This window comes from Sphingobium sp. SYK-6 (genome assembly GCF_000283515.1).
In the GTDB taxonomy this organism is placed as follows: Bacteria; Pseudomonadota; Alphaproteobacteria; order Sphingomonadales; family Sphingomonadaceae; genus Sphingobium; species Sphingobium lignivorans.
This window is the reverse complement of sequence record NC_015976.1, coordinates 1743178-1767410: the sequence shown is the minus strand read 5'-3', so window position 1 is coordinate 1767410 and position 24233 is coordinate 1743178. Positions and strand designations below refer to the sequence as shown.

The 24233-nt window shown below is 64.9% G+C and carries 22 protein-coding genes and 1 tRNA gene; 14 read left to right on the top strand and 9 right to left on the bottom strand.

The window, feature by feature from the left end:
- The first annotated feature begins 26 nt into the window (after positions 1–26).
- Together purF and SLG_RS07950 are read left to right on the top strand one after the other, a co-directional pair.
- Positions 27–1490: an amidophosphoribosyltransferase gene (purF, locus tag SLG_RS07955; protein WP_014075937.1), complete on the top strand. Its 1464-nt coding sequence runs from the start codon at positions 27–29 to the stop codon at positions 1488–1490.
- A gap of 16 nt (positions 1491–1506) precedes the next feature.
- The gene (locus SLG_RS07950; RefSeq protein ID WP_014075936.1) at positions 1507–2235 is read left to right on the top strand and encodes an SDR family NAD(P)-dependent oxidoreductase; all 729 of its coding nucleotides are present in this window, start codon (positions 1507–1509) and stop codon (positions 2233–2235) included.
- Positions 2236–2320: 85 nt separating this feature from the next.
- On the opposite strand, the gene dnaJ is transcribed toward SLG_RS07950, so the two are convergent.
- Positions 2321–3463 carry a molecular chaperone DnaJ gene (gene dnaJ / locus SLG_RS07945; protein WP_014075935.1) on the bottom strand — a complete coding sequence of 381 codons (1143 nt, stop codon included), beginning with the start codon at positions 3461–3463 and terminating at the stop codon, positions 2321–2323.
- 68 nt (positions 3464–3531) lie between these two features.
- The gene (gene dnaK, locus SLG_RS07940; RefSeq protein ID WP_014075934.1) at positions 3532–5439 is read right to left on the bottom strand and encodes a molecular chaperone DnaK; all 1908 of its coding nucleotides are present in this window, start codon (positions 5437–5439) and stop codon (positions 3532–3534) included.
- Positions 5440–5615: 176 nt separating this feature from the next.
- On the opposite strand from dnaK, the gene SLG_RS07935 reads away from it, so the two are divergent.
- Positions 5616–6077, top strand: coding sequence for a copper chaperone PCu(A)C (locus SLG_RS07935; protein ID WP_014075933.1), 462 nt, complete (start codon positions 5616–5618; stop codon positions 6075–6077).
- Positions 6078–6221: 144 nt separating this feature from the next.
- Here the strand turns inward: SLG_RS07935 and SLG_RS21280 are convergent, their stop codons facing one another.
- The 6 genes from SLG_RS21280 to SLG_RS07900 all read right to left on the bottom strand — a co-directional run bounded on the left by SLG_RS21280 (position 6222) and on the right by SLG_RS07900 (position 11743).
- The gene (locus SLG_RS21280; protein WP_148276527.1) at positions 6222–6650 is read right to left on the bottom strand and encodes an ExbD/TolR family protein; all 429 of its coding nucleotides are present in this window, start codon (positions 6648–6650) and stop codon (positions 6222–6224) included.
- Between the two features lie 490 nt (positions 6651–7140).
- A complete protein-coding gene (locus tag SLG_RS07925) occupies positions 7141–8769 on the bottom strand; it encodes a phytoene desaturase family protein (RefSeq protein ID WP_014075931.1) in 1629 nt (542 codons plus the stop codon).
- A gap of 84 nt (positions 8770–8853) precedes the next feature.
- Positions 8854–10215 (bottom strand): M20/M25/M40 family metallo-hydrolase, encoded by a 1362-nt coding sequence (locus tag SLG_RS07920; protein ID WP_014075930.1) that lies wholly within the window; start codon positions 10213–10215, stop codon positions 8854–8856.
- Positions 10216–10318: 103 nt separating this feature from the next.
- The gene (locus SLG_RS07915) at positions 10319–10498 is read right to left on the bottom strand and encodes a hypothetical protein (RefSeq protein ID WP_014075929.1); all 180 of its coding nucleotides are present in this window, start codon (positions 10496–10498) and stop codon (positions 10319–10321) included.
- A 293-nt stretch (positions 10499–10791) separates the two neighbouring features.
- Positions 10792–11472, bottom strand: coding sequence for a hypothetical protein (locus SLG_RS07910; protein ID WP_148276526.1), 681 nt, complete (start codon positions 11470–11472; stop codon positions 10792–10794).
- A gap of 196 nt (positions 11473–11668) precedes the next feature.
- Positions 11669–11743 (bottom strand) — tRNA-Val (locus SLG_RS07900).
- Between the two features lie 191 nt (positions 11744–11934).
- On the opposite strand from SLG_RS07900, the gene SLG_RS07895 reads away from it, so the two are divergent.
- Positions 11935–13422, top strand: a complete 1488-nt coding sequence (locus tag SLG_RS07895) for a DUF389 domain-containing protein (protein ID WP_014075928.1) — start codon at positions 11935–11937, stop codon at positions 13420–13422.
- Between the two features lie 52 nt (positions 13423–13474).
- On the opposite strand, the gene SLG_RS07890 is transcribed toward SLG_RS07895, so the two are convergent.
- The gene (locus SLG_RS07890) at positions 13475–14014 is read right to left on the bottom strand and encodes a TIGR00645 family protein (protein ID WP_014075927.1); all 540 of its coding nucleotides are present in this window, start codon (positions 14012–14014) and stop codon (positions 13475–13477) included.
- A 168-nt stretch (positions 14015–14182) separates the two neighbouring features.
- On the opposite strand from SLG_RS07890, the gene hslV reads away from it, so the two are divergent.
- The 10 genes from hslV (at position 14183) to SLG_RS07840 (ending at position 24219) form a co-directional block, all read left to right on the top strand.
- Complete coding sequence (hslV, locus tag SLG_RS07885; protein WP_148276706.1) at positions 14183–14725, top strand: ATP-dependent protease subunit HslV; 543 nt, start codon at positions 14183–14185, stop codon at positions 14723–14725.
- A gap of 110 nt (positions 14726–14835) precedes the next feature.
- A complete protein-coding gene (gene hslU, locus SLG_RS07880) occupies positions 14836–16137 on the top strand; it encodes an ATP-dependent protease ATPase subunit HslU (RefSeq protein WP_014075925.1) in 1302 nt (433 codons plus the stop codon).
- Between the two features lie 213 nt (positions 16138–16350).
- Positions 16351–17127 carry an enoyl-CoA hydratase-related protein gene (locus SLG_RS07875; protein WP_014075924.1) on the top strand — a complete coding sequence of 259 codons (777 nt, stop codon included), beginning with the start codon at positions 16351–16353 and terminating at the stop codon, positions 17125–17127.
- Positions 17128–17395: 268 nt separating this feature from the next.
- On the top strand, positions 17396–17755 hold the full coding sequence (locus SLG_RS07870) for a MarR family EPS-associated transcriptional regulator (protein WP_014075923.1): 360 nt from the start codon (positions 17396–17398) through the stop codon (positions 17753–17755).
- Positions 17756–17950: 195 nt separating this feature from the next.
- A complete protein-coding gene (locus SLG_RS07865; RefSeq protein ID WP_014075922.1) occupies positions 17951–19255 on the top strand; it encodes a UDP-glucose dehydrogenase family protein in 1305 nt (434 codons plus the stop codon).
- Positions 19256–19356: 101 nt separating this feature from the next.
- Positions 19357–20331 (top strand): UDP-glucuronic acid decarboxylase family protein, encoded by a 975-nt coding sequence (locus tag SLG_RS07860; protein WP_014075921.1) that lies wholly within the window; start codon positions 19357–19359, stop codon positions 20329–20331.
- Between the two features lie 23 nt (positions 20332–20354).
- The gene (locus tag SLG_RS07855) at positions 20355–21653 is read left to right on the top strand and encodes an oligosaccharide flippase family protein (protein WP_014075920.1); all 1299 of its coding nucleotides are present in this window, start codon (positions 20355–20357) and stop codon (positions 21651–21653) included.
- Between the two features lie 28 nt (positions 21654–21681).
- On the top strand, positions 21682–22374 hold the full coding sequence (locus tag SLG_RS07850; protein WP_158512694.1) for a class I SAM-dependent methyltransferase: 693 nt from the start codon (positions 21682–21684) through the stop codon (positions 22372–22374).
- Position 22375: 1 nt separating this feature from the next.
- The gene (locus tag SLG_RS07845) at positions 22376–23056 is read left to right on the top strand and encodes a hypothetical protein (protein WP_014075918.1); all 681 of its coding nucleotides are present in this window, start codon (positions 22376–22378) and stop codon (positions 23054–23056) included.
- Positions 23057–23079: 23 nt separating this feature from the next.
- On the top strand, positions 23080–24219 hold the full coding sequence (locus tag SLG_RS07840) for a glycosyltransferase family 4 protein (protein WP_014075917.1): 1140 nt from the start codon (positions 23080–23082) through the stop codon (positions 24217–24219).
- Positions 24220–24233 lie beyond the last annotated feature (14 nt).

Here is a 24233-nt window from a genome sequence, read left to right as displayed (position 1 = left end):
CTCTCCCGTTGGCAACGAGTACCCCCATGCTGACCACCCATCCGTTCGACGACGACAAGCTGCGCGAGGAGTGCGGCATCTTCGGTGTTCATGGCGCTGAAGGCGCTTCCGCCATGGTCGCACTGGGCCTTCACGCCCTGCAGCACCGCGGGCAGGAGGCCGCCGGCATCACCAGCTGGGACGGCTTCGAGTTCCACACGCACCGGGCCATGGGCCATGTCGCCGGCAATTTCGACAATGACGAGATCATCCGCAAGCTGGCGGGCGGCGTTGCCTGCGGCCATGTGCGATATTCCACCACTGGCGAGACGGCCCTGCGCAATGTGCAGCCGCTCTATGCCGAGCTGGCCTCCGGCGGCTTCGCCATTGCCCACAATGGCAACATCTCCAACGCGATGAACCTGCGCAAGCGGCTGGTGCGCGAAGGCGCGATCTTCCAGTCGACCAGCGACACGGAAGTCATCATCCACCTTCTCGCCAAGTCGCGCTACCGCACGCTGCTCGATCGCTTCATCGATGCCCTGAAGCAGGTGGAAGGCGCCTATTCGCTCATCTGCCTCACCCGCGAGGGGCTGATCGCCTGCCGCGATCCGCTGGGTATCCGCCCGCTGGTCATGGGCCGGCTGGGCGAGGCGATCATCTTCGCCTCCGAGACCGTGGCATTCGACGTGGTCGGCGCCGAGTTCATTCGGCAGGTCGAGCCGGGCGAGCTGATCGTGGTGGCGCAGGGCGGCGAGATCCGCTCGCACCGGCCCTTCGGGGATTCGCTGCGGCCGCGCCCCTGCATCTTCGAGCATGTCTATTTCTCGCGGCCCGATTCCATCATGGACGGCAACAGCGTCTATTCGGTCCGCAAGGGCATCGGCGCGCAGCTCGCCATCGAGAGCCCGGTGAATGCGGATCTCGTCATTCCCGTGCCGGACAGCGGCGTGCCCGCCGCGATCGGCTATGCCCAGCAATCGGGCATCCCGTTCGAACTGGGCATCATCCGCTCGCATTATATCGGCCGCACTTTCATCCAGCCGGGCGACAAGGTCCGGCATCTGGGCGTCAAGCTAAAGCATAATGCGAACAGGGCCTTGATCGACGGCAAACGCATCGTGCTGATCGACGATTCCATCGTGCGCGGCACGACGAGCCTCAAGATCGTGCAGATGATGCGCGAGGCGGGCGCCAAGGAAGTGCATATGCGCATCGCCAGCCCGCCGACCCGGCATAGCTGCTTCTACGGCGTCGACACGCCCGAGCGCGGCAAGCTGTTGGCCCACAAGATGGACGTGGCGCAGATGTGCGCTTTCATTCATGCCGAGAGCCTCGCCTTCGTCTCCATCGAGGGCCTTTACCGCGCCATCGGCGAGAGCAATCGTAGCAGCGAGAGCCCGCAATATTGCGATGCCTGCTTCACGGGCGATTATCCCACGACCCTGACCGATTTCGACGATCAGGCCGAGGTGGACCAACTCGAACTGCTCCACGAGCGCGTGGTCTGAACCGGAGCGAATCTTCATGACAGAACAGACCGATACCCGTCCCCTCGCCGGGCGGATCGCCCTCGTGACCGGCGCGAGCCGGGGCATCGGGGCTGCCACGGCCCTCGCGCTGTCGCATGATGGCGCTCATGTCGTGCTCGTCGCCCGCACCGGGCAGGACCTCGAAGCCGTGGAAGAGCGCATCCATGCAGAGGGCGGCAGCGCGACCATCGCGCCGCTCGACCTGACGGACGGCGAGAGCATCGGCCGGCTGGCGCAGGCCGTGAGCGGCCGCTGGCCGGCGCTCGATATCCTCGTGCTCAATGCCGCCACGCTCGGCACGCTCGCTGCCGTGCCCGCCATCGACGCCAAGGAATTCGCACGGCAGCTCACGCTCAACGTCGCCGTGCCGCAAGCGCTCATCGCCGCGTTCGATCCGATGCTGCGGGCGAGCCGCGACGCGCGCGTCATTGGCCTGTCGACCGGTGTGGCCGCTGCCGCGCCGCGCGCCTACTGGGGCGCTTATGGCGCATCCAAGGCCGCGCTTGACGTGCTCATCGCCGCTTATGGACAGGAAGTGCGCAATGTGAGCGCCATCCGCACCCATATCGTGGACCCGGGCCCCACCCGCACGGTCATGCGGGCCCGCGCCTATCCGGGCGAGGATCCGGCAACGCTCAAGACGCCGGATGTCGTGGGCCGCGCTATTGCCGATCTGGTCGCGAGCGACACGCCGGATGGCGCGCGGATCACGCTGCCTCGATAAAGCGCTTCAAGGTCGCCGATCCCGTCCGCAGTGATCGAACGACAGCGCGACATCCCCGCAAGGCAATGCCGCGCCGACGCTGCGATCAGTCGGTCAGGTCGCTCCAGACTTCCTTGATCTTGCTGAAGAAACTGCTCGATTGCGGACATTCCTCGCCCGTCTCGGTCGCGCGGAATTCCTCCAGCAGTTCCTTCTGGCGGGCAGAGAGCCGCGTCGGCGTCTCGACCTCGATCTGCATGACGAGATCGCCGCGACCGCGCCCGTTGAGCACGGGCATGCCCGCGCCGCGCTGGCGCAATTGCTTGCCGGACTGGATGCCGGCCGGGATCCTGACTTCATGCTCGACGCCATCGAGCCCCGGCACGGTGATCGCGCCGCCCAGCGCAGCCATGGTGAAGCTGATCGGCACGCGGCAGAACAGGTTCGTCCCCTCCCGCTCGAAGATCGGGTGCCGCTTCACATGCAGGAAGATGTAGAGGTCGCCCGCCGGTGCGCCGCGCGGTCCTGCCTCGCCTTGCCCGGAAAGGCGGATGCGCGTGCCTTCGTCCACGCCCGCCGGCACCTTGACGTCGAGCGAGCGCGCCTTGTCCACGCGTCCTTCGCCCCGGCAGGTGCGGCAGGGTGACTTGATGCGCTGGCCCGCGCCATGGCAGCTCGGGCAGGTCCGCTCGATGACGAAGAAGCCCTGCTGCGCGCGCACCTTGCCGTGGCCGGCGCAGGTCGGGCAGGTCTCGGCGCTCGTGCCGGGTTCCGCGCCACTGCCGTCGCAGGCATCGCACGGGGCCGACACGTCGATGTTGATCGTCGTGTCGCGGCCGTGGAAAGCGTCCTCGAGGCTGATCTCCAGATCATAGCGCAGATCCGCGCCGCGCCGCGTCTGCTGACGCCCGCCGCCGCCGAAACCGCCACCGAAGATCGTGTCGAAAATATCGCTGAAATCGGAGAAGCCCGCGCCGCCGCCAAATCCGCCGGCGCCACCGCCGCCGCCGCCCATATGCTGGCGATAGGCCTCGTGGCCGACGCGATCATAGGCTGCGCGCTTCTGGTCGTCCTTCAGGCAATCATAAGCTTCGTTGATCGCCTTGAACTTGGCTTCGCTGTCCTGGCACCCCGGGTTTCGATCCGGATGATATTTCATCGCCATCTTGCGATAGGCGGCCTTGAGCGTGCCCGCGTCTGCCGTCCGCTCGACCTCGAGCAGTTCGTAATAATCGATTTCGCTACTCATGCCCCGAAGCGACCCCAAGTCAGGAACCGGCCGGCATCATATGCGCCGGCCGGTTCCATGTTTCGTTCTTATGCCTTGTTGTCTTCGTCGACTTCGGAGAACTCCGCGTCGACGACATCGTCGCCGTCGCTCTGCGCGGGGCCTTCGGCGCCCGGGGAAGCGGCCGCAGCCTGCTCCTTCTCGTAAATCGCCTGGCCGAGCTTCATCGAGACCTGCGCAAGCTCCTGCGTCTTGGTCTTCATGGCCTCGACGTCGCCGATCTCGACCGCGCTCTTGGCGGCCGCGACGGCTGCCTCGATCTCGCCCTTGAGCGCCGCGTCGACCTTGTCGCCATGTTCGGCGATCTGGCGTTCGGTCGTGTGGATCAGGCTCTCGGCATTGTTCTTGGCCTCGGCCGCCTCACGACGCTTCTTGTCTTCCTCGGCGAACTTCTCGGCATCCCGGACCATCTGGTCGATATCCGTGTCGGATAGACCGCCAGAAGCCTGGATCTTGATCTGCTGCTCCTTGCCGGTGCCCTTGTCCTTTGCCGACACGTTGACGATGCCGTTCGCGTCGATGTCGAAGGTGACCTCGATCTGCGGCACGCCGCGCGGCGCCGGGGGAATGCCGACCAGGTCGAACTGGCCGAGCAGCTTGTTGTCCGCCGCCATTTCGCGCTCGCCCTGGAAGACGCGGATGGTCACCGCCTGCTGATTGTCGTCAGCGGTCGAATAGACCTGGCTCTTCTTCGCGGGGATCGTGGTGTTGCGGTCGATCATGCGGGTGAACACGCCGCCCAGCGTCTCGATGCCCAGGCTCAGCGGGGTCACGTCGAGCAGCAGCACATCCTTGACGTCGCCCTGCAGCACGCCCGCCTGAATGGCGGCGCCCATGGCCACGACTTCATCGGGGTTCACGCCCGTGTGCGGCTCCTTGCCGAAGAATTCCTTCACGGCCTCGCGCACCTTGGGCATGCGGGTCATGCCGCCCACCAGCACCACTTCGCTGATCTCGCTCGCGCTCACGCCGGCATCGGCCAGCGCCTTCTTGCACGGCTCCATCGTGCGCTTGATGAGATCGGCCACCAAACGCTCCAGATCGGCGCGCGTGATGGTCTTCACCAGATGCTTGGGACCATTCTGGTCCGCGGTGATGAAGGGCAGGTTCACTTCGGTCGTCTGCGCGCTGGAAAGCTCGATCTTGGCCTTCTCGGCCGCTTCCTTCAGGCGCTGCAGCGCGAGCTTGTCCTTGGTGAGGTCGATGCCCTCGTCCTTCTGGAAGCCCTCGGCCAGATATTCGACCAGCTTGGAGTCGAAGTCCTCGCCGCCCAGGAACGTGTCGCCATTGGTGGACTTCACTTCGAACACGCCGTCGCCGATCTCGAGGATCGAGATGTCGAACGTGCCGCCGCCAAGGTCGTAGACGGCGATCGTCTTGCCGTCGCTCTTCTCGAGGCCATAGGCCAGCGCGGCCGCGGTCGGCTCGTTGATGATGCGCAGCACTTCAAGGCCCGCGATCTGGCCGGCATCCTTGGTCGCCTGGCGCTGCGCGTCGTTGAAATAGGCCGGCACGGTGATGACCGCCTGCGTGACCGTCTCGCCCAGATAGGCCTCGGCCGTTTCCTTCATCTTCTGGAGGATGAACGCGCTGATCTGCGACGGGCTGTACTCCTTGCCGCCCGCAGCGACCCATGCGTCGCCATTCGGCCCCTTCGCGATCGAATAGGGAACCAGTTCCATGTCCTTCTTGGTCATGGGATCGTCGAACCGGCGGCCGATGAGGCGCTTCACGGCATAGATCGTGTTGTCCGGATTGGTCACGGCCTGCCGCTTGGCCGGCTGGCCGATGAGTCGCTCGCCATCCTTGGCGAAGGCGACGATGGAAGGCGTGGTGCGCGCGCCTTCCGCATTTTCGATCACTTTCGGCTTTCCACCATCCATCACGGCGACGCAGCTGTTCGTCGTGCCCAGATCGATCCCGATAACCTTACCCATATCAGCCCTCTTCAACCCCAAATGTGTTCAGCGGTCTACACGCCCCGTGCCGCGCCTGGCGCCGACCCGGGAACCGTGTTTCGCTGGCGGATATAGGGCGGCTTTCGCTTGGCACAAGGCATGGCGCAGCATAGATGAAGCAGAGCGTTACGGGTCGGGACAGCAGGAGAGAGAGAATGCGCGCGGGCTTCTTGGCGATGGCGGCAGTGGCGATGCCTCTGGCACTGGCTGGCTGCGAGGCACCGCCCGCGGTCTATGTGGATGGCGGCTATGTCCGGCTGAACCCCAATCCGCAGGCCCCCTCGGCCGCCTATTTCAAGATCCACGCCGGCAACGAGCCGATCGTCCTGCGCGGCGTGATGACCGAGCAGGCGGTCCGGCTGGAGATCCACGAAAGCGTGACGCAGGGCGGCATGGCCTCCATGCGCCCGATCGAGAATATGGAAATCCCTGCCCGCTCCACCGTCAGCCTCGCCCCGGGCGGCAAGCATATCATGCTCTGGTCCATCAATCCTACGGCGCTTGAGGCCGGCAAGATGAGCTTCACCTTCATTTTCTCCAACGGCGACCGGGTGATTGCCGACGCCGTGATCCAGAAAGCGGGAGACGATGCGGAAAGCGATCATTCGAGCCACTAGGGCCTAGCCTCATAAGCGGGCAGCCACAGGCGTGGTGAGGCGGGTTGAACCATGACAATGAAGGTCTCCGCGAGTTCGTCCTAGCGCGTGGCGATATCACTCATGTGCGAACTAAATCAGTGTTTGGCGCCATACGGAAGCAGGTCATGTCCCAAGTTCGGGCCATTGTTCCCAGTTCCACCCTTCGCTGCAGTGCGAATAGGGTCCTCTGCACATCGGAGCGGCATCCATTATCGCGCGGACGGCCGCTACACGGCTGCAGGCAGCAGAAGGGGCGACATCAAGAACGACCTGCGGCTGCGGTTTCATGGCGCTCATCTGCATCATGTAGCGCCGGAGCGTGTCATCCGAGATAATCGTCTTGTTCCAAAGTATCGAGCCGTCCGAAGTTAGGTAGACCGGCTGCACCATCATGAGATGACCGACGCCATCCTTTTCCCGTCCCCAATGTGGAAGCGGGATTGGACAATCTGCAGCATAGGTCTGTGGCGCGCGGCTGCACCCCGTCACCAGGCCCACAAGTAAGACAGTAAGTGCGGTCCGGTATCTGTTCACCTTGTCATGCTGGCGCATCCCACCATAGGTGGCAATAGCGCGCCTGTTATCTGGCCCTCCCCCGCCCCTCCACCTCCCTCCATTTCCCCCTGTCCTACACCCCCTCTGCCATGGCAGTCCTGCCGGAGGCCTGCTTCCGTCGAGAGCGACAGGTGCAGGCACGGCTGTTTCTCATTGGAGGACCTTCATTGTCCGGTCAGGCCGCAAAGGCTTGCCGGGACGGGTTCTGGCGTCCGCCTGATTTGCGGCGCCGCAAAGTTCACGGAAGCGGAAGATGACACGGACGTATCGTCATCTTTGTAAACTTCCAGACTGCAGCGCCATGTTGGACGGGCATCGCGGCGCCGTCATACAGCCCTCGCGCCTCTCGTGGCTCCTCCCCTCCGCATGGGCCATCGGTCTCGCCACGGCTGCCCGAATCAGCCCGTCCAGCCTTGCCGCCCTCATCGGCCTCGGCGCAGACGAAAACCCGACCATGGGCGCTCGGCCCGCCAGCTAACGGTCGCGCTCACACCCCGACAGGCCAGCGGCGCATGCGGCCGTCGCGCAGCACTTCGCGTGCGCAGTTGTGGCCGGGCGCGCCGGTGACGCCGCCACCGGGATGCGTGCCTGCCCCGCACATATAGAGACCGCGCACCGGCCCGCGATAATGGCCATGTCCCAGCACCGGGCGCGCGGCCCAGAGCTGGTCCAGCGACATGACGCCATGCATGATATCGCCACCCACCAGCCCGAGCCTGCGCTCCAGTCCCAGCGGGGACAGCGCATCATGGCCTAGGACCGACGCGCGGAAGCCGGGCGCGAAGGCCTCGATCACGCCGAAGATGGCATCGATCGCGCCCTGCTCCTCGGCGGGATCATCCCAGCGGCGCCCGTCCGGCAGCACCGGCGCGAACTGCTGGCAGAAGAGGCTCGCGACATGGGCGCCGGGTGGGGCGAGACTATCGTCCACCGTCGAGGGGATGAGCATCTCCACGATGGGCCGGCGCGCCCAGCCATGCGTCCGCGCGTCCGCAAAGGCCCGGTCCATGTAATCGAGCGTGGGAGCCAGGATGATACCGCTGCGATGATGCTCGCCTTCCTCGGGCAAGGCGGCGAAGCGCGGCAGGGCGGACAGCGCGACATTCATCCGGAACGTGCCCGAGGCGGTCCTGAAGCGCTTCATCCGCCGCGCGAAATCGGGCGGCAGGTCGCCCGGGTCCATCAGCCGGTTGTAAAGCAGGGCCGGCCCGGCATTGCTGATGACGCGCCGCGCCGCGATCTCCGCCCCGCCCTCCAGCCGCACGCCGGCGATCCGTTCGCCGCCCCTTCCATCGCTCTCGACCAGCACGCGCTCGACGGGGCTTTCAACGCTGATCTCCACCCCCGCCTCGCGGCAGGCCTCCGCCATGAGCTGGGTGATCCGCCCCATCCCGCCGATCACATGGCCCCAGGCGCCCTTATGGCCATTCACCTCGCCGAACACATGGTGCAGCAGCACATAGGCGCTGCCCGGCGTATCGGGCGAGGCATAGTTGCCCACGACGGAGTCGAAGCCGAATGCGGCTTTCACCGCGTCGCTGTCGAACCATTCGTCGAGGATGTCGCGCGCCGACCGGGTGAACAGGGCCAGCAGGTCCCGCCGCCGGACCAGTCCCAGGCCGGACAGCCGACGCCCCTGCACCGCGGCGTCCACCAGCGCGCGCCATCCACCGCCGACATTGGGCGGCGGCCGCAGCGCCATGTCCCGCATGACCTGCGCGACGCCTTCCAGCATTGCCTGATAGCCGGGCAGAGCCGCGGCATCGCTGGCCGAGAATTTGCCGAACTCGGCTTGGGTGCGTGCGAGGCCGCCGCCAACTTTGAGATAGCGGCCATCTTCCTGAGGCAGGAAATTGGAGATCGGCCGCTCCACCACGCGATAGCCGCGCGCCACCAGCCCCATGTCGGCGATCACTCTGGGCTGGAGCAGGCCCACCGTGTAGCTGGCCACGGAATTGCGGAAGCCGGGATGGAATTCCTCCGTCACCGCCGCGCCACCGACCACGCCGCGCCGCTCCACGATCCGCACCGAAAGGCCGGCGCGTGCGAGATAATAAGCACAGACGAGCCCATTGTGCCCGGCGCCGATGACGATCGCATCGTAACGCCGGCTCATGTCCCGCCCCCCGGGCTCATCCCTCGCATCGTCGCGCTCGCCTCGCTGTCTCGCTCCGGCCGCGACGCGGGCACGGCCCGCCCCTCATTTCGTCAGCGCGGTCAGCAGGTCGTGCCAGTAAACGAGCGCGCTCTCCATGCCCGCCACGGGCACCCGCTCGTTGAGGCCGTGCGCGAAACTGTCGCTGGTGCGCATGGCGAGGCTGCCGACGCCGTAGCTCGGGATGCCGAGCGCCCGGAAGTGCAGGCTGTCCGTCGCCCCCGCCGACATCACCGGGACGACCGGCACGCCGGGAAAACGCCGGCCAGCCGCCGCCTTCAGCGCCTTCATGACGTCTGGACGCAAGGGAGAGGCGTCCGATGCCGTGGCATCCTCGCTCACCGTCACCTCCATCGCAGGCTCGGCCAGCACATCCACGAGAGTCTTGTGGATCGTCTCGATCGCCACGCCGGGAAAAACCCGGCAATTCACATTGGCCCTGGCTTTCTGCGGCAAGGCATTGGGCGCATGGCCGCCCTCGATCATGGTGGCGATGCAGGTCGTGCGGATCTGCCCGATCAGTTCGGGCCGCGCCGACAGCAGGTCGGCCGCCGCCGTATCGCTCGGGTCCGCAAGAAAGGCTTCGATCGCAGCCCTGGTCTCCGGCGCCTCGACAGGCACCCGCGCCGCCAGAACGGCGCGCGTCAGCTCGTTCTGCATGGCGGGGAAGCGGAACGCGTCCAACCGGGCAAGCGCGCGCGCCATCCGGTAGATCGGGTTGGTGGCGGTCGGCGCGCTCGAGTGGCCGCCCGGATCGGTCATGGTGACGGTGAAGTCGACATAGCTCTTCTCGCCCGCCTGCAGGAACACCATGCCGGGCCGCCCGTCCTCCTCGATCAGCGTGCCACCAGCGTCCCCGTTCAGCACCAGCCCCGCATGGCGATAGGCCTGGGCGGCCGCGCGCGTCGTCGCCATCTGCGTTTCCTCGTCGCCGGTGAGCACCAGCACGATGTCCTGCGCGGGACGGAACTTTTCCTGCTTCAGCCGCGCCATGGTGGCCACCATCATCGCGACGTCATATTTATTGTCCTCGGCGCCCCGCCCGAAGATATAGCCATTCTCTTCCACGGGCACGAAGGGATCACGCTCCCAGTCCGCAGCCTTCGCCTCGACCACATCCATATGCCCGAGCAGGATGGTGGGCTTATCGCTGCGCTTGCCCCGCAAGGTCGCCGTGAAATAGCCGGTCTCGCCCATCGGCACGAACGCCAGGTCACCCGCCGCATAGCCTGCGGACTTAAGCACACCCGCATAATATTCAGCGAGTTCAGGCACCTTGCCTCGCCCCTCGACCGTCGGCACGGCGACCGATCGCATGAGGATTTCCTTCACCACCGGCACGCCCTGCGCCTGCGCCATCGAGGCACCGCTGAGCGTGAACGCGAGGGCAAGGAGCATTCGACGCATGGAAACCTCATGGACCGGAAGGAATGTGCGGGCGGTGATGGCACGACACCGCGCCAGGCGCAACGACGTGGAAAAGCCGTGCAGGCAGGTGCGCCGGACTGCGTCAGTCGATCGGGTTCTCGTCCGGCTCCCGCCAACGTCGGGCGTTCATCTCGATCTCGCCGGCAAGCAACATGCCGTCCGCGACCGAAAACCCGCTCTGCTGGTCGATGACGCTGCCCGCGGGAAACCGCTCCACGAAACGCTGGAACCGCTCAAGGGCCTGTCGCACGTCGTCGGGCATGAATTCTCCTGTCCTGCCGCTGAGGTTCGCGAGAGCGATAGCGGAGATTTCAGGCGCACGCACGCGTTCAGGATGAGAGGGCATCGACCTACCCCCCGGATTGCCCACGATTATAAGTTGGCTCTGTTCGCGTTCAGGCCCTCTGACCGGAGGCGGTTGCGCCGCGCTCAATCGAGCGCACGCATGAACGCTCATAGGCGTCGTCATCGGCGTTCTATCGTTGGTCGCGACAATCGTCCTCGCATCGTCATCGGATGCCCCGGTGCGGCGGGTTTGGCTTCCTGAAGCGCCTTTTACCGCTTCTTCTCTTTCTCTTGGAGGCCGCGAAGCACGGTCGCGGCCTCGCCGCTCTCGACGTAGTTGAAAACCCAAATTTGAGCGTCCAGAAAAGCGTCGTGGTCAACCTTTCCTTGGAAGCCGCCCAATCGAACGCGAAACTTCCCCTCGTCGGTCGCCGCGATCTCAATTCTTATACCTGCGCGCTTAATGGACCTTACGCCGTCATCGCGAACACTCCATTGGTTCGAACCAACAAATGTTTTACGTCGCTCCAGATAGTTGAGAAATTCAGCATGGCTGTCGGTCCCCACGGTGCTTTCAGTGAGATTATCGCAGCATTTCTCGCCAACGATTATCGTTCCCCAACTCGGGTGAAACACCATGTGGGTATATCGGAGCTCTTGACCGCATCGGTCACACTTGCCGTCACGTGCGCCAAGATCGTCATGGCCAATTAGCTCCCAGTCCTTCGACGGCATGATGATGCCGTGTTCCTTCGCGTGGCATCCTTGGCAAAGAACGTCGCACTCGTCGTAGGGATACTCCCACGGCAAGCGTCCTTTGACGTAATGGCGATGATGAACTTGAAGGACAACTTCGTCGCGAGAGCGGAGGCAATGAGCGCACCGACCACCGGCAAGCTTTATTTGTTGCTCGCAGTAAGCCTTCCATTCTTTTTGCCGATACAGCTTCATACTGCCTCGCCGTCCGCCACAGGTGGAAGGCTCGTCATATAGCAACATCGCATCCTTCGCGACGGCATGACGCAAAAAGCTGTGGACAGTTCGTCGGAGAGAAAGCCGTCCTTTGCCGGTCCTTGCTCAGAACCAATCCCTGCCCGCCAGACGGGGAATCCACCGTTCTAACCTACTCAATTTTCAGGAAGAAAGGTGGTGGGCGCGGTAGGGATTGAACCTACGACCCCACCCGTGTGAAGGGTGTGCTCTACCACTGAGCTACGCGCCCGGCGCTTGACCGCGGGAGCGAGCGCTTTGGCGAGAGACGTTCGTCATGTCAAGCGGGTCCTCGGCGTCAGCCGGTGCATTTGCCGTTCCTGTGCGGATCGGGAGACGCGCGACAGGAACGCTGGCAAAAGCCTCGGCTGCACTGCTAGGAAGCCCGGCGAATTTTTCCCTGGCGTAAGGAGCCTGCCCCGCATGTCGGACATTTATGCCGCCTCTGCCAATCCGCTCTGGACCTGGTGGCGTGAGCGGTCGATCGCGACCGTGGAGCATGATGCCATCGTGCGGCGGATCACCGAGGAGGCTGGCTGGTCGCCGCGTTATGCCTTCATGGTGGTGATTTCGGCGGGCATTTCCATCCTGGGGCTGCTGCTTCCGTCCAGCGCCGTGCTCATCGGGGCGATGCTGCTCTCCCCGCTGATGATGCCCATCATCGGCCTTGGTTTCTCGCTCGCAACATTCGATTTCAAGGAGATGCGCAGCGCCGGCATCGCGCTCGGGGCGGGCGCGGTTCTGGCGATCCTGCTCTCCGCGATCTTCGTCTCCTTCTCGCCGCTGCAGACGGTGACGACCGAGATCGCGGCGCGTGCGCAGCCCAATCTGTTCGATCTTCTGGTGGCGGTTCTGTCCTCGCTCGCCGGCAGCTATGCCCTGATCCGTGGCCGGGGCGAGACGGTCGTCGGCGTCGCGATCGCCATCGCCGTCATGCCCCCGCTCGCCGCGATCGGCTTCGGCATCGCGACGATGAACTGGACCATTGCCGGCGGCGCCTCCCTGCTGTTCATGACGAACTTCGTGGCGATTGCGCTCACGGCCGCGTTCATGGCCCGGCTTTATGGATTCGGATCGCATCTTTCCCCGGCGCACACGCGCCTGCAGAGCATCCTGATGGTCGTCGGCATGACGGCGCTCGCGGTGCCGCTGGCGCTCACGCTCCGGCAGATCGCCTGGGAAACGCTTGCCCAGCGCCAGATCCGCGATGCGATCCAGCGCCAGTTTCCAAGCACCGCGCGGATCAGCGACCTCGAGACGGATTTCCGCTCCCATCCCATGAAGGTCGTCGCGACCGTATTCACCGCCGAGTACACGACCGACGCCGACAAGAAGGTCCGTGAAAGCCTCGACGAGCGGCTGCGCCGGGATCTAGACGTCAACATCGATCAGGTGCGGGTGGGCACCGGAAATGCCGAGACGGCCCAGGTCGCGGCCGCCCAGGCGCGGGATCGGGCGCAGGCGCTCAATCGCAGTGCCAGCCTCGCCGCCGACCGGCTGGCACTCGTCGCCGGGGTCACGCGCGAGGATGTGACAGTCGATCAAGGGAATCGCCGGGCGACGGCGGTCGCGAAGCCGATGGCCGGCGCGGGGCTCGATCTCTATCGGGAGCTGGAGCGGCGCGCCACGATCGACATCCCCGACTGGACGCTGGTGCTTATCCCGCCGCCCGCCCCGCTCCCGGCCATCAGCTTCTCGGGCGACGAGCCGGATGAAGCCGGCACCCGCAACCTCGATCTCGCAGGCTGGGCCGGGCGCAGGCAGGCGCTCACCATCGTCGTCGCGGGCCGCAACGGCCGGGCCGAAGCGGTGCGCGATGCGCTGGTCCTGCGGCAGGTGCCCGCCGACCGGCTGGTCATCGAAAGCGCGGCGAACACGGACGTCCGGCTGTCCTGGCGCCTGCCTGAGTAGAAGATGGAGGCGGCAGGTCGCGAGGAGCGTTCGTTTCTCCCCGCGCCGCGTCTCAGTGCTTGTGCTGGGTCATCCGGTCGACATAGGCGATGCCGATCGCCGAGACGATGAACATGCCATGGATGATCGTCTGCCACATCACGCCCTCCGGCGTGACGCGTGCATTGGCGGTCCCGATGGCATTGGCCTCGATGAACGTCCGCAGCAGGTGGATCGACGAAATGCCGATGATCGCCATGGCGAGCTTCACCTTGAGGATGCCGGCATTGACGTGGCTGAGCCATTCCGGCTGGTCGCGATGGCCCTGCAGGCCGAGCCGCGAGACGAAGGTTTCGTAACCGCCCACGATCACCATGATGAGCAGGTTGGAGATCATCACCACGTCGATCAGCCCGAGCACGACAAGCATGATCTGCTGCTCGGTGAACTCGAAGGCGTGGAGGATCAGGTGCCACAATTCCTTCAGGAACAGGAACACATAGACGCACTGCGCCACGATCAGCCCGAGGTAGAGCGGGAGCTGGAGCCAGCGGGAACTGAAGATCAGGAACGGCAGGGGGCGCAGAGGCGCATTGGGATCGGCGGGCGGCATGGCCGGGGCCCATAAGGTGGGGGCACGCGCCTGTCATCCCCTTCGAAGCGGCTCTCCCGATTTCGCTGGCTCGCCGGGCGCGGCCCTCGATAGCGGATGCCCGGCCGCTTGCGCTGGAGCCATCACTCACCCATATCGCCGACCATGACCGCTTCCGACCACCGCGCCATGCCGGTCTGGCATGGCACCACCATCCTCTCCGTCCGCTCTTCCGGCAAGGTCGTCGTCATCGGCGACGGCCAGGTCTCGATGGGCCAGACAGTGATGAAGCCCAACGCCCGCAAGGTGCGCCGCCTGCACGATGGCAGCGTGATCGGCGGTTTCGCGGGCGCCACCGCTGACGCCTTCACGCTCTTCGAGCGGCTGGAAAGCAAGCTGGAGCGCCATGGCGGCCAGCTCATGCGCTCGGCCGTGGAGCTGGCGAAAGACTGGCGGACCGACCGCTACTTGCGCAATCTCGAGGCGATGATGATCGTCGCGGACAAGGAGACGACGCTGATCCTCACCGGCAATGGCGACGTGCTCGAGCCCGTGGAGGGCATCGCCGCCATCGGATCGGGCGGAAACTACGCGCTCGCTGCCGCCCGCGCGCTCAAGGAATATGAACCGGATGCCGAGACGCTGGCGCGCAAGGCCATGGGCATCGCCGCCGACATCTGCGTTTACACCAATGGCAGCCTGACCATCGAGACGCTGGACAGCACCACCTGACCCCTCCCCGCATCCCCGGTGCGCGGGCATTCGGACCGGACGACGCCGCCTTGGCGATCCCCGCCCCGCCTCCCCGCACCCGTCGGAATGACGACAGACAAGAGACAGACATGAACGACAATCTCACGCCCAAAGCCATCGTCGCGGCGCTTGATTCCCACATCATCGGTCAGGCCGACGCCAAGCGCGCCGTGGCCGTCGCCCTGCGCAATCGCTGGCGCCGGCAGAAGCTGGCGCCCGAGCTGCGCGACGAGGTCACGCCCAAGAACATCCTGATGATCGGCCCCACCGGCTGCGGCAAGACCGAGATCAGCCGGCGTCTCGCGAAGCTCGCGGATGCGCCGTTCATCAAGGTCGAAGCCACCAAGTTCACCGAGGTGGGTTATGTCGGCCGCGACGTCGAGCAGATCGTGCGCGATCTCGTCGAGGAAGCCGTGCGCCTGGAGCGCGAGCGCCGCCGGGAGGCCGTGCGCGACGCCGCGTCCGAGGCAGCGATGGGCCGCCTGCTCGATGCCCTCACCGGCAAGGAAGCAAGCGAGGCCACTCGCCTCTCCTTCCGCCAGCGCATCGAGGGCAACCAGATGAACGACGTGGAAGTGGAGGTCGAGGTCGCCGACAGCCCCTCCATGCCGATGGAAATCCCCGGCATGGGCGGCAATGTCGGCATGATCAATCTCTCGGACATGATGTCCAAGGCGCTGGGCCAGCAGCAGCGCAAGCGCCGCAAGATGCGCGTGGCCGATGCCTGGGACAAGCTGGTCGAGGAGGAGCAGGACAAGCGCCTCGACCAGGATGACGTCGCCCGCGTCGCCATCGCCTCGGCGGAGCAGAACGGCATCGTGTTCCTCGACGAGATCGACAAGATCGCTGTCAGCGACGTGCGCGGCGGATCGGTGAGCCGCGAGGGCGTGCAGCGCGACCTGCTGCCGCTCATCGAGGGCACGACGGTCGCCACCAAATATGGCCCGCTCAAGACGGACCATATCCTGTTCATCGCGTCCGGCGCGTTCCACGTCGCCAAGCCGAGCGATCTCCTGCCGGAATTGCAGGGCCGCCTCCCCATCCGTGTCGAGCTGAAGGGCCTGACCGAAGAGGATTTCATCGCGATCCTTTCCGACACCAAGGCCTCCCTGCCCGAGCAATATGCCGCGTTGCTGGCGACGGAGGGCGTCACGGTCGACCTCGCGCCGGACGGTATCCGGGCCATTGCGCGGATCGCCGCCAGCGTGAACGAGCAGGTCGAGAATATCGGTGCCCGCCGCCTGCAGACGGTGATGGAGAAACTGTTCGAGGATGTGAGCTTCGAGGCGGACAGCCGCGCGGGCGAGAGCATCCGTATCGATGCCGATTATGTCGAGCGTCAGCTTTCCGGCATCGCGAAGGACACCGACCTCTCCAAATATATCCTGTAACGAGGCGCCTCCTCGGGCTCATGGCTGGCCGGGCAGCGCGCGTTCGCGGTCCGGCCATCAAGGGCAAGGACAGGGGCGGCTCATCCATTCCCGGGCTTGCGGCCCCGGCCTTGCCGATCCATTCCTTGCATCGGCGGGCAAGACCGGTCAGTCGCTTGTCGCAGGAAGATGCCCCGCCACCGGCTCGCCCATGCCACCAAGGGAGATGCAGTCATGAGCTACGAAACGATCCTTGTGGAACGACACGACGCTGTCACGCTGGTCACGCTCAATCGTCCGCAAGCCCTCAATGCCCTGAACAGCCAGGTCCTCGCCGATCTGATCGATGTCATGGCGGCTTATGATGCCGATCCCGGCCAGCGCTGCCTGGTCGTCACGGGCAGCGAGAAGGCATTTGCGGCCGGTGCGGACATCAAGGAGATGGCCGACAAGTCCGGCGCAGACATGTTTGCTGCGGAACTCTATGCGGAATGGAACACGCGCGTTTGCGCGACGCGCAAGCCCTGGATCGCCGCCGTCGCCGGCTTCGCGCTCGGCGGCGGGTGCGAGCTCGCGATGATGGCGGACTTCATCATCGCTGCCGACACCGCGAAGTTCGGCCAGCCGGAAATCACGCTCGGCGTCGCGCCGGGCATGGGCGGATCGCAGCGCCTCACGCGCGCGCTGGGCAAGGCCAAGGCGATGGAAATGTGCCTGACCGGCCGCCGCATGGACGCGGCTGAGGCCGAACGCGCCGGCCTCGTCGCCCGCGTGGTGCCGGCGGCCGATCTGCTCGACGAAGCGCTGTCGACGGCGAAAGCCATCGCCGCCATGCCGCCACTCGCGGCGATCGCGAACAAGGAACTGGTCAATGTCGCCTTCGAAACCTCGCTTTCGCAAGGGCTTGTGAACGAGCGGCGCCTGTTCCAGTTGCTCGCCTCGACGCAGGACAAGGCCGAGGGCATGTCCGCCTTCATCGAGAAACGGCCGCCGACCTGGACGGGGCGCTGACCCCACGCTCCCCCTTTTCCGCGACCTGCTTTTGGCGGCGCAGCAAATATTCCTTTCCCCGTTCGCGCGACCGCAAGGACCGCGAACGGGAGACAGGCTGACAGAAAATGTCGCCCACACGAAAAAGGGCTTTCCGAATCCGCGCGAATCGATTAGCGTTCACGCATGAACGAGAGGGCTCAGCCTGCTCGCTTTACGAACAGATTGCGGAAGGGTCTCATTCACCCGCCGTGCGGTAGCTTTGCTCCGCTCCTGGCTGATCCGCACCATGCCAAATAGCAAAGCTGATCGTCAACGCGACGAAGCGCAGTTCCGGATTCTCCGCCTTATCGAGAAGCGGCCGGATGCCTCGCAACGCGAGATCGCCGAGGAACTGGGTGTCAGCCTTGGCGCGGTCAATTACTGTGTTCGCGCCCTGCTCGACAAAGGCCATGTCAAGCTCGCCAACTTCAAGGCGTCGAAGAACAAGCTCGGTTATGTCTACGTGCTGACTCCCGAGGGGATCGCGCATCGCGCGAACCTCGCGGTCCGCTTCATCGAGCGCAAGATGACCGAATATGAAGCGATCAAGGCCGAGCTTGAGCAATTGCAAGGCGAGTTCGGCGAACCCCCGTCCTCCGGGGACTGAACCTTCACGCCTGCCAGACCGCCCCCAAGGGGCGGACGATCCCTCCGGCAGCCCGCTGCCTGGCTCTCCTGCCCGGGAGCGCCTCACGACATGTTTCTCCAGCACCGGCTCCGTGCCCGGTCCGATGAACGCTGCGCCACGCGGCGGGGCGGACTGGTGCCGGGAAGCCACTGAACGTCACGACAAGGGTAAGACATGAAAATTGCGATGATCGGAACGGGATATGTCGGTCTCGTTTCCGGGGTATGTTTCTCCGATTTCGGCCACGACGTCGTCTGTGTGGACCGGGTTCCTGAAAAGATCGCCATGCTGGAGAATGGGGACGTCCCCATCTACGAGCCGGGCCTCGATGCCGTCATGGCCCGCAATGTCGCTGCCGGGCGGCTGCGCTTCACCACGGATCTCGATGAGGCGGTGGACGGCGCCGATGCGGTCTTCATCGCGGTGGGCACCCCCACCCGGCGCGGCGATGGCCATGCCGACCTCACTTATGTGATGGCTGCGGCGCAGGACATCGCGCGTGCCCTGACCGGCTATGCCGTGGTGGTCACCAAGTCCACCGTTCCCGTCGGGACGAACCGCAAGGTCGAGGCAGCGATCCGCGCCGCGAACCCGCAAGCCGCGTTCGACGTGGCATCCAATCCGGAGTTCCTTCGCGAGGGCGCTGCCATCGAGGACTTCATGAAGCCTGATCGGGTGGTCGTCGGCGTGGAGAGCGAGCGGGCCCGGGCGATCATGGGCGACATCTACCGTCCCCTTTATCTGCGCGATTTCCCGATCGTCTATACCGACCTCGAATCCGCCGAGATGATCAAATATGCCGCCAATGCCTTCCTGGCCGCGAAGATCAGTTTCATCAACGAGATCGCCGCGCTCTGCGAGCGGGTCGGCGCGGACGTGAAGGCCGTGTCCCGCGGGATGGGCCTGGACGGCCGGATCGGCAACAAGTTCCTCCATGCCGGGCCGGGCTATGGCGGCTCCTGCTTCCCCAAGGACACTTCGGCGCTCGCCCGCATCGGCCAGGAACATGGCGTTCCCCAGCGGATCACCGAGACGGTGATCGCGGTCAATGACCTCACCAAGCGGCGGATGATCGACAAGGTGCTCGATCTGTGCGGTGGCTCCGTCAACGGCAAGACGGTGGCGGTTCTCGGCGTGACCTTCAAGCCGGGCACGGACGACATGCGGGACGCGCCATCGCTCACCATCGTGCCGGCCCTCGTCGGCGCGGGCGCATCGGTACGTATCGTCGACCCGCATGGCCGCAAGGAAGGAGCGGCCATGCTCCCGGGCGCAGCCTGGTTCGATGATCCCTATGCCGCCGCGGCGCGGGCGGATTGCCTCCTGATCCTCACCGAATGGAACGAATTCCGCGCCCTCGACCTCAAGCGGCTGGCGGACACGATGGCCACTCCGCTGATGGCCGACCTGCGCAATATCTATGAGCCGGGAGACGCGATCGCGGCCGGCTTCCGCGCCTACGAAGGCATCGGCCGCTGAAAGCCCGCTGACCGGCCATCCTTTTCACGACCGACGCGCTCGCCCCCCGGCGACCGCCCCGTCCCACGCACGCAATCATCCTCCTCACCAAAGAGCAGGCCATGTCCCAGAAACGCCTTTACGATTCCCGCAAGCGCATCCTCGTGACCGGCGGCGCCGGTTTCCTCGGGTCGCATCTTATCGACCGGCTTCTCGAACGGGGCGACGAGGTGCTGTGCGTCGACAATCTGTTCACCGGCACCAAGCGGAACATCGAGCATCTCCATGCCAATCCCCGCTTCGAGTTCCTGCGGCATGACGTCACGTTCCCGCTCTATGTGGAAGTGGACGAGATCTACAATCTCGCCTGCCCCGCCGCGCCCATCCATTACCAGCATGACCCCGTGCAGACGACGAAGACGTCCGTCCATGGCGCCATCAACATGCTGGGACTGGCCAAGCGCCTCGGCTGCCGGATCTTCCAGGCCTCGACATCGGAAGTCTATGGCGACCCCACCGTCCATCCCCAGCGCGAGGATTACTGGGGCAATGTGAATTCGGTCGGCATCCGCTCCTGCTATGACGAAGGCAAGCGCTGCGCGGAGACGCTGTTCTTCGATTATCATCGCCAGCTCGGGCTCGACATCAAGGTCGCCCGCATCTTCAACACTTATGGCCCGCGCATGCATCCCAATGACGGGCGGGTGGTCTCGAACTTCATCGTGCAGGCCCTGCGCGGGCAAGACATCACCATCTACGGTGACGGCACCCAGACCCGTTCCTTCTGCTATGTGGACGATCTGGTCGAAGGCTTCCTGCGGCTCATGGACAGTCCGGAGGGCTTCACCGGCCCGGTCAATCTCGGCAATCCGGGCGAGTTCACCATGATCGAACTTGCCGAGAAAGTGATCGCCCTCACCAACTCCCGCTCCACGCTCTCCTTCCACCCCCTCCCCCAGGACGATCCGACCCAGCGCTGCCCGGACATCGGCCTCGCCCGGCGGGCCCTGCAGTGGGAACCGGGCGTCCCGCTGGACGAAGGACTGGCGCGGACAGTCGCCTATTTCGCCGGGATCATGGAGGTGGAGAATGCCTGAGAACGCCTCCGGCCACACCGCAAATGACCGTTGAGACGCTCGTCCGCACGATCCGCCGCAATCTGCTCATACTGCTCGGAGGCACTGGCTCCGCCACACTGATCACTTTCGCAACCGTCTGGCTGAATGCACGGGCTCTCGGCGCGGAAGGCCTTGGGGTTCTCACCCTCATTCAGGCCTATGTCGCATTCCTGGGCGGATTTGTTTCCTTCGGCACTCAGCAGTCCTGTATCAGGCTGTGCACGCAGGCGATGTCCGATGGCCTGCCGGAGCGGCTGAATATCGTGACCGGAATCGCGATCGCGCTGGATCTTCTGGCTGGAGCGGTCGGAGGTATCATCGCGCTGATTGCCCTGCCGTGGTTCGTGTCACTCAATCCGGCGCTCACGCCTTACCTGCACTACCTGCTGGCCTATACGCTCACCGTGTTTCTCTCGGGAATATCCGCCATGAACGGCGTATTTCGGCTGTTCGATGCGTTCGGGAAGGTCAGCCTGTTGCAGGTGATCGGCGCCACGCTGAACCTGATCGTCTCGGCCGTTTTCTACATGAACGATGCGCCGCTGGAACACTATCTGGTCGCCTTCGCTGCAAATCTGGCCCTGACCAACCTTCTCCATTTTTTCCTGGGCTTTCGCCTCCTGCGGCGAAACGGCGTCCTGCCCTCTTTCAGGCTCGGGGACCTGCAGCGCAGCCCCATGATGGCGGAGTTCATCAGGTACAGCTGGACGACCTGGGGCACCTCGACCATCAACAGCCTGCGCACGCGCATGGACGTTTTCGTCCTCGGCTATTTCTGGAGCACGGCCGTAGTCGGGGTTTACGGCGTGCTCCGTCAGGTCGTGGGGCCGATGAGCAAGGTGATCGCCGCGATCTCCAGCGCGACCTTCACCGAGACCTCTCGCCTGGCCGCAACCAGAGACTTGGTACGCGCCCGCGCATTGCTGACACGGCTGGCCCTGATGGGGCTCGTGCCGGGCAGTGTCATCATTCTGGGGACCTGGCTGCTCGGCAGCTTCCTCCTGGGGCTGGCTTTCGGCCCGGAATTCGCAGCTGGGGGGCCCGCGCTCCTCGTCCTGGTGCTCGGCTCGACCATCATGCTCTCCGCAGCCACATTTGGCGGCTTCGTCCAGGCCTTCATTTCTCCGACGCGGCTGCTCGAGATCTACCTGTGGGCGATCGGCGCCTTCCTGCTGACCCTGATCGTCGCCGTGCCGTCCCTTGGCATGGTCGGCGCCGCGATGGCGCAAGTGATTTCTGCCGCAATCATCTGGGGCGCCAGCTGGCTGGTGCTCAGGGCCTGCTTCCGATCAGCGGCCTGAAGGACCACCGGTCTGAAAGGGAATGAATATGAAGAACGCACATTATTCCGGCGAAGGTGGCGACCACTTTCTCGCACAGCGCGGCGAAGCGGCGACCGACAAGGTGCAGATGCAACGCGCCACCCTGTTCGGCGATGTCGCCCGCCCCGATGCGCGCACGGTCGATTTTGGCTGCGGCACGGGCGGCATATTGGAGCGCCTGCCGGCCTCCTACCGCGCCGGTGTCGAAATTGGCGAATCCGCCGCGGAAGTTGCCCGATCACGGGGAATCGACGTGGTTTCGTCACTGGATGAACTGGCGCCCGGCAGCTTCGATCTGGCCATCAGTTTCCATGCCATCGAGCATGTGGATTATCCGTTGGACGTGCTTGTGGCGATTGCCCGGGTGGTGAAGCCGAATGGGCGCATTCGGCTCGTGGTTCCGTGCGAGATGCCGACCGGGAGGATGCACCGGTCGTGGCGCGAGAATGACTACCAGCATCTTCACACATGGACGCCGCTGAATTTCGGCAATCTGGCGAAACGTGCCGGCTACCGTGATATCCAGGTCCGGTTGGTTCCCATGCCGACGGGATCGAGGCTGGTGAAAGCACTGAGCCCTGTGCCGGCCATCCAGCGGCTTGTGCATGGCGCCATGAGCGTGCGTCGCAACAATTTCAACGTCGTGCTGGACGCCAGCCCGCCATTGCCCGGATCTGTCGCCCTGGAAGGGCGCCACTGATATGCGCCCGGAAGAAGCAGACCGTGTCCGCGCTCTGATCGAAGCGCTCCCGAATGTCGGCGAACGGACGATACTGAACATCGGATCGTCCACTGACTATTTCCGCAGGGTCATGCAGCCGCATGTGCACGAGTCCCTGATTGCTCCGCTGGAAGCCAAGGGATTCCGGTTCATTCATTGCGACATGAAGGCGGCACCCGGCGTCGATCTGGTCGGCGACGTGCTGTCCGAGGCCTTCCGGGAAAAGATCGCGGCCGAGGGTGCGAGCGTGGTGCTCTGCTGCAATATCCTCGAACATCTAACGGACCCACTTGTGTTCTCACGCGCCTGTGGCCTCATTGTCCCGCCCGGCGGCTATCTGATCGCAACGGTGCCCTACAGCTATCCGCACCATAAGGATCCCATCGACACCGGTCTGCGGCCAAGCCCCGCGCAGATCGCCATGATGTTTCCCGAGCTGTCGCTCGTGGAGGGAGAGGTCGTCTCGTCGATGACTTATCTCCAGGAATCCCTGCGATCCAAAGCGGAGATGTCCCTCCTTCTGAAGAACTTCCTGAAATCGCTTTTTCCTTTCTATCACCCGAAGAAATGGCGTTCCCGAGCCCACCGGTTTCTCTGGTTGTTCCGCCCGTACAAGGTGAGCATCGCGGTGTTGCGGCGCCCGGATGAAGCCGGGATCTGATCCCGAATAACGGATCGCAAGACGTGAATTCCCCACACATCCTGTTCGCGGCCTATCAGTCCGGCCGCGGGTCCAATGGCGGCATGGAGAGCGCCACCCGCATCTTCGAAGCGCTGGCAAACGATTTCCGTTGGACCTTGCTCACCAATCGCGAGACCGCGCGGACCGCAAGGTGGCGCGCGGGGCGGGCCGAGGTGAAGCTTTTCGCGTTCGATGAAGAAGCGCGGCCTTCCCGCCGGCTGTGGCAGCTCGGTCTGACGACCGCGCGCGCCATGGCGCCGGCGTGGCGCGCCGACGTCCTGCATGCAAACGATATCCGCGCGCTCCGCATATTGAGGCCGGTCGCGCAAATGACCCGCCGCCCCCTCGCTTTCACGCTCCGCGACACCAAGCCTCCCGAGGAGCGCTATCCGAGCCACTGGCATCGCGCCGTGCGCAAGCTGGATGCGCTGGTGACTCTTTCGGACGACATGGCCCGCTTCGTGGGTGACCGGCTCCCGATTACCCAGGATCGGCGCCACACGATCGGCAGTATCGTGGATCTCGACACGTTCAGTCCCCCCACCGTTCAGGAACGGGAAGCCTTGCGAGCAAAGCTGGGCATCGCTCCGGGCGAGATCGCCGTCGTCATGGTGGCCGGTATTTTCGCAAAGAAGCGCCAGCTCGAGGTGATAAGGCTCGTCGTTCCGCAGCTCCTGGATCTTCCGGCCCGCTTTCACATGGTCGGCGACTTTGCGCCCGAAACCGAGCTTTACGCCCGGACCTGCGCCGCAGCGGTGGACGAGCTTGGCTTTTCGGAGCGCGTCCTGTTCCATGGCTTCAGGCCCGATGTCGCCGACTGGCTTGCGGCCGCCGACATCGTCCTGGTCGCTTCTGAGCGCGAGGGATTGGCTCGCTGCATGATCGAGGCGATGGCCTGCGGCACCCCGGTTGTGTCCGTCGATGTGTCCTCGGCGCACGAGATGCTCTTACGTACCGGCGCTGGCCTGGTGTCCGGTGCCGACGATTGGCAGGGCCTCGCGCAGGCGCTCCGCGTGCTTGCCGCTGATCCCGACAGGCGCACGGCCATGGGCCAGGCGGGACGTACGACAGCCGAAGCCCGCTTCTCCTCCGCTCAGGTCGCGCAGGCCTGGCGTCAGCTTTACCTGGGCCTCGCCCGCTAACGGCAGCAATCATC